Here is a 14,994-nt window from a genome sequence, read left to right as displayed (position 1 = left end):
CGTTCGGCAACTGCCACTGACTGGTACCAAACCAGTGCGAAGCCATGTTTTTCTTTCCGGTGGCTTCCGCTATCTGTCTTGACGTTATCCCTAGTGATTCACGCGCATCACGAAAGTAAGAAATCAGCGGGGCCATGACGTGCTGTTTTAGTTCACGCCCCTTTGCCGCATAGCCGTCATTTTTGGGCAGGTATGGCCCCTGATAATGTTCTGCAAACAGAATGCGTTCTGTTGCCGGGAAATACGCCCGCAGGCTTTCCTTGTTGCATCCGTTCCAGCGCCCGGACGGCTTCGCCCAGATAATGTGGTTCAGCACATTAAAGCGCTGGCGCATCATGATTTCGATATCAGATGCCAGGCGATGACCACAGAACAGGTAGAGACTTCCGGCAGGTTTCAGTACCCGCCAGAATTGCGCCAGACACTGATCCAGCCATTTCAGGTAATCATCGTCGCCCTTCCACTGGTTATCCCAGCCTTCGGGCTTCACTTTAAAGTATGGCGGGTCTGTGACTATCAGATCGACAGAATTTTCCGGTAAGGTCTGGATAAATTCCAGGCAATCAGCGTTGATTAACTCACAACTGGATATTTTTACAGTATTAGCCATAGATCAATAAGCACTTCTCTGATAGGCTCATACCGCTTTTGCGCAAAGCAGATGGGCCTGAGGTTTGCTTGTGACCCCAACGCATGAGCAGATGGCTGGCAGGTGCCGCTAACACCCACCAGCCGCCCATTACCACAAATAAAAAAGCCTTCACTGCGGAAGGCGTCTGTAACAACCAAACTGATAATCTGCCAGACCCGCCATAACAAGCTGGGTCAGTATTAGCTGGCAGCGTTCGCGTGAAAGGTAAGTATTCTGCGCAATTTCCCCGACGGTCGCCGGTTCGGTGACGCTTAATTCATTAAATACTACTCTGGCGGTTTCGGTCATATCCTGCTGTTTTAGCATGTCTTTTCCCTTTTCCGGTTAACGTGACATACCAATAACTCTTGTCGAAAAAGCCAGCAAGCTGAAAGACCAGTCTTCGCAACCACCAGCGCGTTTAACGTCCCGTGCCGCTTTCCGGGCACAAAAAAACCGCTCAGCGCGGGTTTAAGCTGTGTGGCAAAGTAACCACTCTTAACACATTACAATAACTTTTGCGTACGCGTTAGCTCTTTTGTATATTTAACTTTTCTCTAATTCTAAAGGTAAAAGGTAACGACTAGTGAAAGCGAACGACTACCTGTTTGGTCTTCAGGCAAGAAACATCTCTTTCAGGCTTCTTCAAGGCGAATTAAAGTATTTTAATATGAAGTCAGCTAGGGGGTGGACAGAGTTGCTATCTGATTATGCAAGTAATAATGAAAAGGATATAATAAATAATCTCAAGGAGATTTACCTCAGCCAATTGAATTACAGCAATCGGGCCGTATTTTTTGCTCAACTGAATAATATCACTGACGCAATCCTCTTGAAAAAAACCTTGTTAAATCTGATTAACAGCAACGATAAAGATTATCAAGAATACATTGCCACCTACCCATTGCCAATAGATAGCGCAACACATAAAAAAGTCAAAAAATTAAGACCAGTCTGCATCTCCCACTCTCAACATGGTAACTCGATCACTATTACAACAACTTATCTTCGTCCATTCAAAGAAAGAAGTGCAATTGAAACAAATACACTAAGCCCAGCAACACAAAAAGAACTCAATTGTTTTGATGAAATAATTGGAATAAAAGATAGATACATCCAATGTTTTGACACAATTACTTTTAACTATGTTTCCGGCGAAATAACATTTGAAATCGACATGTGTACAAATCTTAACCACAATGAATTGGAGCGCGCATCAACAAGATATCGCAGAATATTAATGTACCTTTTCCATAAAGAGAATTCATATCACGTCGCCTTCATTAGAAAAAATATATTTACTGCTATCGATAAACTTTACAAATCTGCCGATGGTACCATTTTAAAACTTGGGCATGCCACAGGAACAGGCTCAGTAAAAGAAGAAAAAATGAGAAAGAGAAAAGATGATTTAAGGAAGGAAAAATATCATGCCGCAGGCTTAGCGGCAATTGGAGGGAAAACTAATAACTTTAGTATTTCTAAACAATGGAATGGAGCACACAATAACATTTTAACAATGCATGTACCCGGACATTTTTCTTTAATTTCATCCTCGCTACCATTTATAAATCATGTTATAATCGAAGGGTGTGTTTGTAAATCAGATTATGCGTTATTGATGTCAAAGGTTTTCTAAATGAATAAGCAGGAAATGAAAGATATCATACAACATTCTTTTGCTACCGACAGCAAAGTTGGTTTTGCATGTATGAATATTTATCATTACCTGCTTAATGAAGATCTGGACAATTTAAAATATATAACATTCAATAACTTGCAAAAAGTCAGTAATGTTGATCAAAGTATCCTTTACGAGGCAATTACTTATCTATCTGGAGAAAAAGCACCAATATTATCAATCGGATACGAATATATTGATGGTGATGACATTTTTGAAATCTCTCAAGATGAGTTAAGCAAAATATATTCAGAAGGAACATTCTATTTCGATGGCAAACCAGTCCTCAATTGGCAGTCGAAAGTTTACATTTACTTTTATGCATCAGAGTTCTGGAAAGGCCTAGAATGATGGATAATCAGAATAATTTTACGTTAGAATCGCTGAAGTTCGCAGCGTCATTCGATGAGAGCGCAGCACGCCTTTATCGAAGAATTACATGCAATTCATACGATAAATTTATTGAAATGTTTTATATTGACTTAGAAAAAACAATCAGATTGATTGAAAAAAATGCAAGCTTAATGCAAAACGATGGAGAAGACCGTTTATCTATAGAAATAATTAATATACTAATTGGCTTCGGATATGATTCTGGTCATGATAATTATATAAATGGGCACTCAGACATTGTTGTAAGTTTCAAAAACTACACATGGATTGGAGAGGCTAAAATTCATAGCTCATACGACTATTTAATGGAAGGATTCCATCAATTATGCTCTCGTTACTCCACAGGAAGTGAAGATGATTGTCAAGGAGGATTAATAATTTATGTGAAAAGCAACAATGCATTAGATGTCGTAGAGAAATGGAAAAAAACATTAACCTCTAAAAAAGATGACTTTGAAGATTTTTATTTATCCGATTGCAAAACAAGAGAAAAGTTGAGCTTTTACTCTAGCCACAAACACCCTAAATCTGGATTACCATACAAAGTAAGACATTTCGCTGTAATATTGGGATTTGCACCTAAAGACAAAAGTGCGAGAACAGCAAAGTCCAGAAAATAATAAGTTTTATTATCTGGACCAAGGCTGTTTTTATCTATTTAGAATACACATAATACCATCAATAAATCCAAGTGCAGTTTGCAACTCCTTTCTAATAGTTCCATCCGAGCATTTCCGCTTCTTTGCGATTGTACGGAGTGAAATCCCGATAACAAAGTGAGCAATGATCAGCTCATATTCTTCTGGTTTATATTTCCGCAACCGGGCCACACATCCATCAATCATAATTCCTTCATCATCATCGCACTGGAGACGTGACTTTTTACCGTGTGGTAGAAGCCCCTTGAAACCAGCCGCTATCGGCTGCCAGTCGACACCACTATTTTCTGCTGCAGCCCAAGCCCCCCAACGATCTAAAACTTCGTACATATCACGCATCAGCGCAGTACCTCCTGCACCAGTTTTTCAAACTTACCAACTCTGGTTTCCAGCTCTGCCACACAATCCACCAGCTCATCCACTGCTTTTTGTGCACGGTGTTTTGCCTGCATCAGTTCCCTGAGCGCTGGCACCATATCCCGACGAATGGCATCTTTTGTTACACCTGTTTTTTCCAGTTGTTCCGCCTGCCGCAACATTTCCTGTGCCTGTTTACGTAATTGCTCAGGGGTAAAAGTCATTGTCTGGTTGTTCAAAAGAAACGCTCCATCTTACTGCTGTCAGTTCGTTTGTTGCTGTATCTGCGCGGCTGGGGCTGTTGCATTGGGGTGGAAAGAACCTGTGCGCTTTCCTGATCCACAGGCAGAAAATGTCCGTTATAAAAACGCCGGTAAACCGTCCCCAGAGAACCGTTACGCTGTTTCGTGATATTGATTTCTGCGATGCCCCTGGCCTGCGTATCCGGGTTGTACACTTCATCCCTGTAAAGCATCAGAATGATGTCTGCATCCGCCTCTATTTCTCCGGAATTTTTCAGGTCTGAGTTCATCGGACGTTTATTGGGTCTGGACTCCACACCGCGGGAGAGCTGACTCAGCGCAATCAACGGAAAACCACCGGATTTTGCCAGGCCTTTAAGCCCCTTTGAGATTTCACCCACGGCAAGGTCATGACGCCCCGTGGTTCGGGTTTTTATCAGTCCGAGATAATCAACCACCACCAGCGCCGTTTCCGGATGTTTAATCAGGTGGTGTTTCGTTGTTGCGCATATCTCGTCAATGGTCAGGTTCGCCTGGTCCACCATCCAGATATTGCGCCCGGTCATCCGCCCCACTCCTTGTGAGAAACGTGCCCAGTCTTCGTCTTCAAAGTGAGTGACAGATTTCAGGCGTGATACCGGCATTCCTCCAGCCGCAGATACCATGCGTTCACCAATCTGGATGTTCGCCATTTCCATTGTGAACAGAAGAACACCATGCCCCTGCTCAGTCACCTTGTCGATGATATCCAGCGCCAGTTCGGTTTTGCCCATCGAAGGACGTGCAGCAATAAATACCAGGTCGCCAGGCTCCATGCCGCCCGTTTTTGCGTCCAGTTCATCAATACCGGTCATCAACGTTCTGGATTTTTCCAGTCCCTGATTCCGGCATTCAACACGCTCAACCACTTCCGGAAGCACATCATCAATATGTACCGGCTGAATAACGCCCTTTTCCGTCGACAATGAGGCCATCATGTTCTGCGCATCCTTCAGGGCATCTTCAGCTGCTTCACAGGTATGCGCATCACGTAATTTCTGCAGCGCCTCATTCAGTGTTTTTTCTGCATCGCGCAATGCGGCATTGCGTCGCAACGCTGCAACATAGTGCTCCAGTGAAGACTTCACCCAAGTTTTACGCCCAGTATCAGTAATCACCGGAGCAAGTTCCGGCATCTCATTGCACAGCAGCACAGGATCAATCACACCTGAAACACGAGCCTGTCTGCAGATGCCTGTGTAGATATCCCTATACGCTCGTACAGAAAAAACGTCCGCAGGTAGTGTGGCCAGAATATCCATCACTTCAGGATCTGCCCCACGCAGAAAGAACGCGCCAATGACAGCGCCTTCCAGGTCATCGTTACGCCAGACTGGGGTTGTCATGCAGCCACACCTCTGATACGAGAACGGTAGCTGGGCCAGTTGAACGACAACCAGTTGCGCCCCCCGTCTGTGATCCTGTCGGCAATGCGGGGGCTGATGAACACCCACAACTCTTCCGGTGAAAGGTTGCTGATCAGAATGGTGGGCAGGATACTTTCGTACCGGGCATTGATAATTTCCTGCAAAATAGCCATTTCAGCCGCGCTGCCAAACTGAACACCAACTTCGTCGATGATCAGCAAATCCATTGACGCATAATGCTCAATAACTTCATCCGCTGTTTTTTCGCTGTCATTCCGCCAGCAGTTTTTCACAGCACGGGTAAGGCGCATCACGTCGGTGATCTCCACACTGGCCAGATAGTTACGGATGATGTGTTTTGCCATTGATACCGCCAGATGATTTTTCCCGGTTCCGCAACTACCAGTCATAACAAGACTGGTACCGTTCTCCAGCATATCTGGCCAGTTCTCCGCATAGCGGCGACAGGCCGCAAGATTTCTGGCTGCGTCAGGATTAACCTCCAGATAATTATCAAACTCGCAGTCCCGAAAACGCAGGGCAATTCCGGCGTTATCAGTCAGCTCTTCCGCCTTGAGGGACGACAGCTCCATGGTCAAATCGTTGGCCTCAGCGATCAAGCAGTCAGGGCAGCATGAAATTTTTTCTCTGTCCTCGCCATTACGATCGCTCCACACCAGTATATGCGTACTGTATTTACCGTGTTTTTCGCAATATCCGCGGCCTTCACGCATCAGGCAGGAACGATAAGGCCATGGCTTTTCGCCCTTCTGAGCAAATGCAATCTCTGCCCGTAACTCATCCATTCGCGCCTGTAGTCTTTTTTGTTGTTCACGCAGGTTAAACGTCATCATCGCTGTCACCTCAGAATGTCAGTTTGTCACTGGATTTACCGAATTTGTCAGACATGGCTCCCAGGCCAGCCAGGACATCGACCTGTCGCTGTCGCCCACCTCCGGGAGCGGCTGGCTGTTGCCAGAATTCTTCGAAGTGACGATCGGGTCCAAAGAACGTCGCGGCCTGCTTCACGAACTGTGTGCCGGTATTTCCTGTAGCACGTACCCAGGCGGCATAACGTCTCACACCATCAAGCATGGTCTCCGGTTTTATTCCCTCCCTGATACGGGCTTTCCAGGCTTTGAAGGCTGCTGACTTGGAATTGCCACCAGCACGTTTGGGATATTCCTGCCAGGCCTGTTCAAATTCCGGTGAATATTCCTGTCGGGCAGAGCGCGCTGGTGCAGACGCGTCAGCGGGTGCGCCAATTGTTGGTTCATTGACTGGTTCTTTGACTGGTTCAAAAGAGTGACTGGTTCTGGGTGAATCTCCTGCACTACCCCCTGGTGCAACTCCTGCACCACCTGGTGAATTTGCTGCACTAGGTAGTGAATTATTTGCACTACCCCCTGGTGAATCTTTTGCACCATCAAGACGAAGAAGATAAATATTGCTCGAGTTCCCTTTTTCACCTTTCCGGGAAACTTTTTTTACCAGTCCGGATTCACAAAGAGCCGTAATATGATTCATCACAGAACGTTTGCTAATCTCGCACTGATCAGCAATATGCTGATAGCTGGGCCAGCACTCGCCCTGATCGCTGGCATTATCAGCCAGCTTAATCAGAACCAGTTTTCGCAACGGATTTCCCACGCGAATTTTCATCGCTTTCACCATCAGCTCCATGCTCATAACACACCTCCCAGGCGTTTAAACATTTTTCCGGACTGAAACGCCATCAACGGATAGCTAATGGTGTAGTTACGCCCCAGTAATTCACACACGACTTTCTGGCTTTCGGTGCTGACCAGGCAAACCCGCAGAACGTGACCGTTGCTGGTGGCGAACCACTGCCCCACACGGGGGCAACGGTTGTATCGGTGATACAGGGAATTAACGATGCGGCGAATCATGGATGTACCTCCTGCACATCAGCCATGAGCATTTTACTGGCTGTTTCCAGCGCCTGGTCGGCGCTAATTTGCATGACAGCCAGTGAATGAGGAACGAAAGTCCCGGCATATTCTGTTTCACTGGTGGCGTGCTTATGCGCCCTGTCTGCAATAACAGAGATGTCAATAAGCGCATCCATCAGAGTTTTAATTACCGTAACAGTGGTATCTGAATAATGGTTATTACACATGACGCTCCTCCCGTTGATTACAGCGGAAAGCAGTGTGAGTCAGGCTGGTTTCGGCCTCATGAAATGCTTCAATACAGCTCTCGTAGTACCGCATTGTGCGCAGACTTAACCCAAGCTGAAGCATCATCAGACCATCAAGGGTGATGTAATAACCACGCAGGGAATCGCCATACACGTGGTAAGTACCCGGAATGAAATTACGGGAGAAGAATTCACGTGAGCAGTTCAGATACTCGATTTTGTCGACGATGTTCTGGTGCATGCGCTTAAAGTGGCAGGCAACATGCAGGGAGAAAATAACAGCTTTGCCGTTGACGACTTCGATTTTCAGGTATGGGGAAGTTGGGACTGTAGCCATGATGGCAGCCTCCGTATGCAATGGATAACTTCCACCACCGGAGGTTCCAATCTCACTGGTGGTGAACTGGACAGGGTTGGAACTACCGGCGCATACGGAAACCGGCGAGCCTTTCGGCTCCCCTGCCCAGCCCACCATAATTCTGGCGTGCGTGAGCGCGGACGATAAAAAAGACGCTGGCGCGTCATATATCGCCGTATGCAATTCCGGGGTTCCAATCCCGACACCCGCTTTATAAGGTGCCAGAACAGTGTAACGTCCCGAAATTGCAGAATCAATATTTAGGCTTGAAACATTCATATGCTTACTGGTATTTTTACTAACGCAAATGTTCTTGGATGTTACTGGCTTACTTCTTTTGTGAAGTTGCCTTTACTAACGTTGAGCGAGCCGGGTCACTACCCGGCTTTTTTTCACCGCTGCCAACCAATAACCTGAAATAACCCCATTTTCGGGTGATACCAGCGAGTCCCTCGCGGTTCTGCTTCCTCCATAACCCGATAAAAAGCAGCCATAAACGGTTCCACAGCAACAATTGCGCGACGTGACAACAATCCGTCCGGCGTCATGAACTCATGGGTGTCTGTAGGAATTTGATAGGCATTCACCAGATTGCGGCATTTATCATCTGACAAACCGGTTTTTGCTTTCAGTTGGCGATATCCGGCATAGCCCTCACGAATGGTACCCCTTTTGATTTGCTCAACTGTTTCGGCAACATGGCTGACTTTTTCTTCCACCTGAGTGATCCGTTTCTGCTGACGAACGGCTTCAAGAGCCATCGCAGCAACCATTTCAATTTCGCTCATTGGCTTACGGATCTGTTCTTCCAGTTCACGCCAGCGATCTACCAGGCGAGCAGTGAATTCAGGGCAGAGCTGTGCGACGACAATGATGCTGTCGCGCTTACCTTGTTCTCCTTCAAACAGGTAATGCTCATATTGAACTTTAAAACCTAAGTTATTGATTTTCTCGGAAACAGCCATTGGCGGTTTCCGGATGATGTTTTTAGCAACCAGGCGTTCGATACTACGTTTAACATCTGAGTGCTGACTACCCACCAGCTCTGCGATCTCAACGCTGGTCATGGATGCTTTGTCGTTAAAAATTGCGGTGTTCACTGCCATCTCCTTACGGATAAATTCTTTTAAGATTCCGCACATTCGTACTTATTGGTGCCGAACCTTCCTTCAGTTATCCTTTTGATCCCTATAAACAAAAGAACCAAAGGAGGTTCGACATGAAAGTTCAGGCCGTTGGTTTATTCTGGTTTCGCGATGCGATTCAGTATCATGAGCTCAAAAATATTTTTACTGATGCTGATGTGCTCTCCGACAGTTACACCGAGTGGAAACACGACGCTGAAAAATTGATTAAGCGTGTCGAAAGAAGCGGGCAACGAGTTATTAAAGTTGAAGCGGATACAGCCGAGTTCATCACCTGGTGTACAAGCGAAGGCATTGGAATCAATGCCGAAGGTAGAATGCAGTTCGCATCCTTTAAGGCTTACCAACAACTTCTCAGCGAACGCTAATGTGATTGGGGCAATCGAAATGGTTGCCCCATCGTATTTAATAGTTATTTTTTCGCTCATATCACCACCATCACTTCTCGTCCTCTGTGTGCGCTAAGCTTGGATTTGAAATTTTGCGTAACGAATCAGGAATTCCATCTTCAGGGTGAGGATAAAGATCTGGCCTTAAGCCATGTGGCGTGACCTTCCATGCAACTACTTCACATACGCGTAAAACGAAACGAGCAGGAATTGTGTTTTTTGAAAACCACTGATTCACCGCTTGCGGCGTCACACCAAGATTTCGCGCTATGGCATTTTGCGCAATTAATGCACGAAGTTTGTCGTAATCATTTCCTTTCATAACAAAGCACCAATATTAACTTTATAAATCAAGAATACATCAAGTTTAAATTAACATGCAAGTTGCAAAAGGATCGAATACACTAAAATCAAGTAAAGATTTATCCTTGTAAAGAAACCCACAGGATTTGGTCATGAAGAACGTCAAAAACACGGAAAATCGAATAGCCGCGATGCTGAAAGCAAAAGGATGGACTCAGGCTCAACTGGCCCGCAAGTTAGGTGTGAGTGCGCAATCAGTGCAGTACTGGACAACAGGAAAAACATTTCCACGGAGTGATAAGCTCGCGCATTTATCCGAGATTAGCGGTTATCCACAATCCTGGTTCTTAGGTGAAGACTCCTCACCAACCTTTTCCTCGCAAGAGAAACACCAGACAAGAACAGATAGCGTCGTGTTTAATGTCCTTGATGTTGAGTTTAGTTGCGGTGATGGAACTCATGTCCGTGGTGACTTGATAGATGTAGTGCGCTCAATAGAACTTGATCCTGAATATGCCCGACGCCTTGTTGGAAATCGGGCATTCAAAAATATAGAAATAGGTAACGCCAGAGGAGACAGTATGGCTCCCACAATCTCACCTGGCGACCTTCTTTTTCTCGATAAGACAGTAACTTATTTTGATGGCGATGGCATTTATGCATTTTGTTTTGATGGAGAATGCTACGTGAAAAGACTTCAAAAAATTGGAAGCAAAATCATGGTGTTATCTGATAACCCCAATTATCAACCATGGAGCATCGAAAAAGAGGGGTTAGCTCTGCTTTATATCCAGTCTAAAGTGATCTCATCAGTACCATTCAATATAAACAGATTTGGTTAGTCTTTGATTTTAACGGGCTTTGCCCGTTTTTTTCTGCCTAAAACACACGATATCAATTTTTTCTTGACAGCCTATTTCTCAAAGCATAATATCGCGCCATCAATTATAACTTGATTAAATTCAATTTAAAATTGTTGGCGGGTATATGAAGACACTAAAAGCAACTCCAGAAACAACTAATTTTATCAACTGCGGCTGTGTTACGCTTGAAGGCTTAGAACTTGATTCCTTTGCATTAAATATTGCAAATTTGCTAAGTGCTGTACGCACATTCCATCTTCTGGATTGTGCTCGCTCAAAGGAACTGGGCATTGAGGTAATGGAATTTATCCATGAATATGCCCTATCTGCGGCTTCTCCTGCACAACAAAAACAATCCTTCCCTAAAAGCTGGCTGGTTAACCTTCGCACCCAACGCGAAGCCTGCGGCTTAACAACCGCCGAACTCGCCAGGCTGCTCGATCTCGATGAAGAAATCATCATTCAGTGGGAGAGCGGAGAGTATGAACCAACCATCAGTATGCTTATCCCACTGGCAAATATTCTTGGCTGCGATCCGATGTGGCTGTTAACTGGCGAGGTTACTCCTCCGGAGCAACCAAAAAGTGAGGAGCAGCAACACCATGACGCATCTCAACAAGTTTGCTCCTTATCTCGCGAAGCTCTTCTACGGAAGAACCAATACCAATGGTGACATAATCGCCGCTTCGCCCCTCAAGGTACATGCGAACATTTTTATCAATCATTGCGGAAACAGTCTCAATATGAAAACACTTCTGAGACTCGCTATATAGCAGAACATATAAGTCAGCTGAGGAAGCCATGAAAAAGTTCGAAAACATAACTGTTCTCCATGTTGATGACTTTGATTATACAAACCCGGAACTTCTCCCGGAGGTTGTAAAGGCAATAGATGTTGCCGATATAGTGATTAGAGGAAAGAGAATTGTCAAAAACAGGCTCGCATGCACTTCAGGAGCAATGACAGAAACAACCTCACAACAAGATGATTATGAAGGCATTTGTCTGGAGCCGGACTCATTTGCGGTAAATGTTTATCATTTATTGCATGCAACACAGGTATTACATATGTCCAGTAATCACGAAACAAAAACACTTGGCAGCGAAATTCTGAATTTTGCATGTGAATATGCAAAATCTGCTGCCGAAAAAGAATTAGCGCAATAACAATAAATATTCCCTGAATGTTTATTACGGTTTTATCGCCGGGGATTGTTGCAATCTTTATTCGCAGGAGATTATGTTATGACCTTCCTGAAACATAAGGCATCGTATAAAACTGCCTGCCTCATTGCACAACATAGAGATTCTTATCTTCATATAGCCAACCTGTATTTGCGCAAAGCATATGGGAGATAAATAAATGAAAGAAAAACAACAGAACATAACACATAAAAAAGTAAGAGTGTTGCTAACCATTGAAAATGGTGAAGTAATTTACTCAAAACATCTGTTGGATAATGAATTCGTTGGCTGCATGGATACATTTCTGTGGATGGCAAAAAGAGCTGGCTACACGATTATTCCACCAGCAAAGGAGCAAACATTATGAATCATTCAGAGTTCCGACCAGAAGTTACGCCACATGGCATAAAAATTGGCAATACAACCATTGATTATGTTGAGGCCGTACAGCGGCTTAATGATGGTGAATACGATTATCCAAATTCTCACGGTTTAAGAATTATGCAATGTATTGCTGAAGCCGATGATGCCGGATTACTGGGACGATTTTCAGTCGATATGAAGATTGCTCAATGGCGATGGCTGTATGTGACGACGTTTATAAATGAAGAAGAAGGCAAGAACGGCACCATTGATATCCCTAACGATAACGGAACTACAGATCGCGCTGTTATTTATAAGGGGAAGCATGGTTGCATGAGTATATACCCAGGACCACTTCGCATTGCCCTGCAAAACCATGTCGAATGGGGATTTATTGAAAAATATGGCGAAGCTGAAGGCATGGGGCGAGTTCTGTTTCTCTATCAAAATATGCTCATCGCAGATCCTGATAATGGTTTCATTGTTTCTGCTATGGGGCGCGAAGGGCTTGAACTCCTTCTGGATGAAATGATTAACGACCTGAATACTCATGGTATGCCAGAAGCGCCAGTGACACATTAAATATTAAGAAGAAAATAATTCTTCCAGTTTTTTACTAACCGTTTGTATGAAAAGCAACCGTGAATTAAACAGAGTAAAACTGATTTTAATCCTTGCCACAGTACTGACACTAACTGAAATCATTATTCTCTTTATTGTGCTGTCAGTCGGTTAAAAATATCGGGATACCACAGACCAATGAGACTGTATTTCACAATAGTAATTTTACTGGCAATTATCGCATGTATTTACGGATTACTTGTTCCGTTCCTTATATCCATGAAGGATACGATAGCAGTTATTTCTGGCTTTGCACTGGCGTTTCTGACCCCGCCCTGCATTTATGCCATTTACAAGGGTCTTTCTTTCACTAAGGATAAAAGATGAAAAAAATTATTTTTGCTTTAGCCATTGTTCTGCCGACTATTGGCCTTGTCGGTTGCGATCGCGTTGAACCAGGTAATGTTGGCATCAAGGTAAATAAACTGGGCGACGACAAAGGCGTCGGTGAGGTGGTCGGTGTTGGTCGCTACTGGACTGGCTGGAATACTGAAGTTTACATCTTCCCCACCTTCAAGCAAATGAAGACCTACGATGAACCGTTCAGTTTCCAGATGAGTGACGGTACAACCATCGGCTATCACATTGGCGTGGCCTACAAAGTTGATCCATCCAAAGTTACCACGGTGTTTCAGACCTACCGCAAAGGCGTGGATGACATTACCGACACTGACCTGCGCCAGAAGATCGCCGACGCACTCAACCGACTGGCCAGCAAAATGACCACTGACAAATTTATCGACGGCGGCAAGTCTGAGCTGCTGGATGCAGCCCTTAAAGACATTCAGGCAGAAATGACGCCCATCGGTATTCAGGTAATGAGTCTCTCATATGTGGGTAAGCCGGAGTACCCGCCAACCGTTATCGACAGCATTAATGCCAAAGTCACGGCAAACCAGAAGACCCTGCAACGCGAACAGGAAGTAAAACAGCGCGAAGCGGAAGCCAACATGTTGCGCGCGGAAGCTGCCGGACAGGCTGACGCCATTCGCACAAAAGCCCAGGCCGAAGCCGATGCTATTCGTTTACGCGGTGAAGCTCTGCGCCAGAACCCTGGTGTTATGGAACTGGAAGCCATTAATAAATGGAACGGCACACTGCCGCAATACATGACCAGCGGTGCCAGTACACCATTTATCCAGGTTAAATAACTTATACGCCCGGCAGACCGCCGGGCTAAGGGAAAAGCAGATGAACACCCATAATGCCCAACCGCAAATAATGAACTATGACCCGAATCTGACGTCATGCGGACGTATGGCAAAACAAACCGTTCGATTAACTTTCGGGTTATGGGAATACCGCGAAACATTCGAAGTTACTGTCGGCGGCAATCTGACCGGACTGGATGTTATCAGTTGCGCTATTGAAAGCCTGTACGCAACACTGCCTTATGAAGAAGTCGAGGATGAGCGCACAGGGGGAACAGATATCATGGCCACCATTAATATTGGCGAACTGATATGTCAGGATGAAGACCTGTCCGGAGAACTCTGGCTTGCCGGGATGCTTATCTCAGCAGAAATTATCAGTATTGAACCCGCTACAAACATACGGCTCTGAAGTTCTCACTATTCAGAGAGCAGGAGAAAAAATGTTCGCTTTGATTAATCAGGGACAACTGTATACCGACAGTGCCGGTTACCCGGTAAAAATTATTCGCTGCATAAATAACACTGTGTTGTACAGAAGAATGGATGGGCGAACACAGTCGGTAAAAATAAACGATTTTAATGAACTGTTTGAACGGCTCGATCACCAGGAATACCGACAAATTCTGGCAGAAACAGAACAGGAAACTCATCTGAAAAAATTACGGGCCATGAAAAGGAAATAAAGAATGAATAAAGCGTTTGAGCTATGGGTACGCCAGCGTTACGGCAATCGCTATGACCTGACGCGAGATGTTGACGGTTTCTACAGCCGTGAAATTGTGAAACGAATGTTTGAAGTGTGGTGCCACTGCCGTGGGCTGAGTGTTGTGTGAGGTAATGCATGGGCAATGTGATTCAACTGGCTCCCAATGAATGGGTTTGTGAAAGCGTTCTTATCGCAATTACCGGGCTCAAACCAGGCACAATTCTCCGGGCCCGGAAAGAATGCTGGATGGTAGGAAGAGAGTATATTCACGTATCACCAGACGGTAATCCAAAGCCATCCAGCGAATGTATGTATAACAGAAAAGCAATAGATGCCTGGGTCGCTTCAATGAAAAACAAACAACCTGGGTGATTTAA

The 14,994-nt window shown here is 44.9% G+C and carries 26 protein-coding genes and 1 pseudogene; 15 read left to right on the top strand and 12 right to left on the bottom strand.

Translation table 11 applies throughout. From position 1 onward, the window contains the following. Both FQZ95_RS20115 and FQZ95_RS20110 read right to left on the bottom strand, forming a co-directional pair. On the bottom strand, window positions 1-610 hold a 610-nt coding region (locus FQZ95_RS20115), incomplete at its 3' end, for a DNA-methyltransferase (RefSeq protein ID WP_160530572.1). A 150-nt stretch (window positions 611-760) separates the two neighbouring features. Further along, window positions 761-958: a hypothetical protein gene (locus FQZ95_RS20110; RefSeq protein ID WP_000917767.1), complete on the bottom strand. Its 198-nt coding sequence runs from the start codon at window positions 956-958 to the stop codon at window positions 761-763. Window positions 959-1,217: 259 nt separating this feature from the next. Here FQZ95_RS20110 and FQZ95_RS20105 point away from each other — a divergent pair, with 259 nt between their 5' ends. The 3 genes from FQZ95_RS20105 to FQZ95_RS20095 are packed head-to-tail and all read left to right on the top strand — an operon-like array spanning window position 1,218 to window position 3,325. Then, window positions 1,218-2,270, top strand: coding sequence for a hypothetical protein (locus tag FQZ95_RS20105; protein ID WP_103433267.1), 1,053 nt, complete (start codon window positions 1,218-1,220; stop codon window positions 2,268-2,270). After that, window positions 2,271-2,663, top strand: a complete 393-nt coding sequence (locus tag FQZ95_RS20100) for a hypothetical protein (protein WP_001041173.1) — start codon at window positions 2,271-2,273, stop codon at window positions 2,661-2,663. Further along, window positions 2,660-3,325 carry a hypothetical protein gene (locus FQZ95_RS20095; RefSeq protein ID WP_000969103.1) on the top strand — a complete coding sequence of 222 codons (666 nt, stop codon included), beginning with the start codon at window positions 2,660-2,662 and terminating at the stop codon, window positions 3,323-3,325. Before FQZ95_RS20100 ends, FQZ95_RS20095 begins: the two co-directional genes overlap by 4 nt. A gap of 30 nt (window positions 3,326-3,355) precedes the next feature. Here FQZ95_RS20095 and FQZ95_RS20090 read toward each other — a convergent pair whose 3' ends face one another. The 9 genes and pseudogenes from FQZ95_RS20090 to FQZ95_RS20050 all read right to left on the bottom strand — a co-directional run bounded on the left by FQZ95_RS20090 (window position 3,356) and on the right by FQZ95_RS20050 (window position 8,988). After that, on the bottom strand, window positions 3,356-3,703 hold the full coding sequence (locus FQZ95_RS20090; RefSeq protein WP_024198211.1) for an antiterminator Q family protein: 348 nt from the start codon (window positions 3,701-3,703) through the stop codon (window positions 3,356-3,358). Continuing rightward, entirely contained in the window at window positions 3,703-3,960 is a 258-nt protein-coding gene (locus FQZ95_RS20085; RefSeq protein ID WP_001520742.1) for a hypothetical protein, read from the bottom strand. Before FQZ95_RS20085 ends, FQZ95_RS20090 begins: the two co-directional genes overlap by 1 nt. Continuing rightward, window positions 3,957-5,348 (bottom strand): replicative DNA helicase, encoded by a 1,392-nt coding sequence (locus FQZ95_RS20080; RefSeq protein WP_103433233.1) that lies wholly within the window; start codon window positions 5,346-5,348, stop codon window positions 3,957-3,959. The genes FQZ95_RS20085 and FQZ95_RS20080 overlap by 4 nt, the downstream gene beginning before the upstream one ends. Next, entirely contained in the window at window positions 5,345-6,223 is an 879-nt protein-coding gene (locus FQZ95_RS20075) for an ATP-binding protein (protein WP_000988191.1), read from the bottom strand. The genes FQZ95_RS20080 and FQZ95_RS20075 overlap by 4 nt, the downstream gene beginning before the upstream one ends. 88 nt (window positions 6,224-6,311) lie before the next feature. Continuing rightward, window positions 6,312-7,058, bottom strand: a pseudogene (locus FQZ95_RS20070) (helix-turn-helix domain-containing protein); the annotation flags it as partial. Then, window positions 7,055-7,279 carry a hypothetical protein gene (locus FQZ95_RS20065; RefSeq protein ID WP_000621185.1) on the bottom strand — a complete coding sequence of 75 codons (225 nt, stop codon included), beginning with the start codon at window positions 7,277-7,279 and terminating at the stop codon, window positions 7,055-7,057. The pseudogene FQZ95_RS20070 and the gene FQZ95_RS20065, both read right to left, overlap by 4 nt. Continuing rightward, window positions 7,276-7,509 (bottom strand): hypothetical protein, encoded by a 234-nt coding sequence (locus FQZ95_RS20060; protein WP_000336163.1) that lies wholly within the window; start codon window positions 7,507-7,509, stop codon window positions 7,276-7,278. Before FQZ95_RS20060 ends, FQZ95_RS20065 begins: the two co-directional genes overlap by 4 nt. Continuing rightward, entirely contained in the window at window positions 7,502-8,167 is a 666-nt protein-coding gene (locus FQZ95_RS20055) for an ash family protein (RefSeq protein WP_160530571.1), read from the bottom strand. Before FQZ95_RS20055 ends, FQZ95_RS20060 begins: the two co-directional genes overlap by 8 nt. 113 nt (window positions 8,168-8,280) lie before the next feature. Next, on the bottom strand, window positions 8,281-8,988 hold the full coding sequence (locus FQZ95_RS20050; RefSeq protein ID WP_001406052.1) for a Rha family transcriptional regulator: 708 nt from the start codon (window positions 8,986-8,988) through the stop codon (window positions 8,281-8,283). A gap of 119 nt (window positions 8,989-9,107) precedes the next feature. Here FQZ95_RS20050 and FQZ95_RS20045 point away from each other — a divergent pair, with 119 nt between their 5' ends. Next, on the top strand, window positions 9,108-9,401 hold the full coding sequence (locus FQZ95_RS20045) for a hypothetical protein (RefSeq protein ID WP_000867914.1): 294 nt from the start codon (window positions 9,108-9,110) through the stop codon (window positions 9,399-9,401). A gap of 70 nt (window positions 9,402-9,471) precedes the next feature. On the opposite strand, the gene FQZ95_RS20040 is transcribed toward FQZ95_RS20045, so the two are convergent. Continuing rightward, window positions 9,472-9,744: a transcriptional regulator gene (locus FQZ95_RS20040; protein ID WP_001695592.1), complete on the bottom strand. Its 273-nt coding sequence runs from the start codon at window positions 9,742-9,744 to the stop codon at window positions 9,472-9,474. A 133-nt stretch (window positions 9,745-9,877) separates the two neighbouring features. Between FQZ95_RS20040 and FQZ95_RS20035 the strand changes: the two genes are divergently transcribed. The 11 genes from FQZ95_RS20035 to FQZ95_RS19990 all read left to right on the top strand — a co-directional run bounded on the left by FQZ95_RS20035 (window position 9,878) and on the right by FQZ95_RS19990 (window position 14,989). After that, window positions 9,878-10,567, top strand: a complete 690-nt coding sequence (locus FQZ95_RS20035) for an XRE family transcriptional regulator (RefSeq protein ID WP_000800136.1) — start codon at window positions 9,878-9,880, stop codon at window positions 10,565-10,567. A gap of 145 nt (window positions 10,568-10,712) precedes the next feature. After that, complete coding sequence (locus tag FQZ95_RS20030; RefSeq protein WP_032327430.1) at window positions 10,713-11,261, top strand: helix-turn-helix domain-containing protein; 549 nt, start codon at window positions 10,713-10,715, stop codon at window positions 11,259-11,261. 287 nt (window positions 11,262-11,548) lie between these two features. Further along, window positions 11,549-11,755, top strand: coding sequence for a hypothetical protein (locus FQZ95_RS20025; protein ID WP_000141090.1), 207 nt, complete (start codon window positions 11,549-11,551; stop codon window positions 11,753-11,755). A gap of 196 nt (window positions 11,756-11,951) precedes the next feature. After that, the gene (locus tag FQZ95_RS20020) at window positions 11,952-12,140 is read left to right on the top strand and encodes a hypothetical protein (protein WP_000660644.1); all 189 of its coding nucleotides are present in this window, start codon (window positions 11,952-11,954) and stop codon (window positions 12,138-12,140) included. Continuing rightward, the gene (locus FQZ95_RS20015; protein ID WP_012565120.1) at window positions 12,137-12,718 is read left to right on the top strand and encodes a hypothetical protein; all 582 of its coding nucleotides are present in this window, start codon (window positions 12,137-12,139) and stop codon (window positions 12,716-12,718) included. The genes FQZ95_RS20020 and FQZ95_RS20015 overlap by 4 nt, the downstream gene beginning before the upstream one ends. A gap of 177 nt (window positions 12,719-12,895) precedes the next feature. Beyond that, window positions 12,896-13,084 (top strand): hypothetical protein, encoded by a 189-nt coding sequence (locus FQZ95_RS26540; protein ID WP_001242070.1) that lies wholly within the window; start codon window positions 12,896-12,898, stop codon window positions 13,082-13,084. Then, the gene (locus tag FQZ95_RS20010) at window positions 13,081-13,908 is read left to right on the top strand and encodes an SPFH domain-containing protein (protein ID WP_000720008.1); all 828 of its coding nucleotides are present in this window, start codon (window positions 13,081-13,083) and stop codon (window positions 13,906-13,908) included. The genes FQZ95_RS26540 and FQZ95_RS20010 overlap by 4 nt, the downstream gene beginning before the upstream one ends. Window positions 13,909-13,948: 40 nt before the next feature. Further along, window positions 13,949-14,320, top strand: coding sequence for a DUF5406 family protein (locus tag FQZ95_RS20005; RefSeq protein WP_001695578.1), 372 nt, complete (start codon window positions 13,949-13,951; stop codon window positions 14,318-14,320). A gap of 31 nt (window positions 14,321-14,351) precedes the next feature. Continuing rightward, on the top strand, window positions 14,352-14,594 hold the full coding sequence (locus FQZ95_RS20000; protein ID WP_021558719.1) for a DUF4222 domain-containing protein: 243 nt from the start codon (window positions 14,352-14,354) through the stop codon (window positions 14,592-14,594). Between the two features lie 3 nt (window positions 14,595-14,597). Further along, complete coding sequence (locus FQZ95_RS19995; RefSeq protein ID WP_001030144.1) at window positions 14,598-14,744, top strand: hypothetical protein; 147 nt, start codon at window positions 14,598-14,600, stop codon at window positions 14,742-14,744. Between the two features lie 8 nt (window positions 14,745-14,752). Beyond that, on the top strand, window positions 14,753-14,989 hold the full coding sequence (locus FQZ95_RS19990) for an excisionase family protein (protein ID WP_000528717.1): 237 nt from the start codon (window positions 14,753-14,755) through the stop codon (window positions 14,987-14,989). Window positions 14,990-14,994: the final 5 nt, after the last annotated feature.

The organism is Escherichia sp. HH41S, assembly GCF_009820115.1.
In the GTDB taxonomy this organism is placed as follows: Bacteria; Pseudomonadota; Gammaproteobacteria; order Enterobacterales; family Enterobacteriaceae; genus Escherichia; species Escherichia coli_F.
Note: the sequence above shows the minus strand (reverse complement) of the source record. Positions and strands in the feature narration are given on the sequence as shown.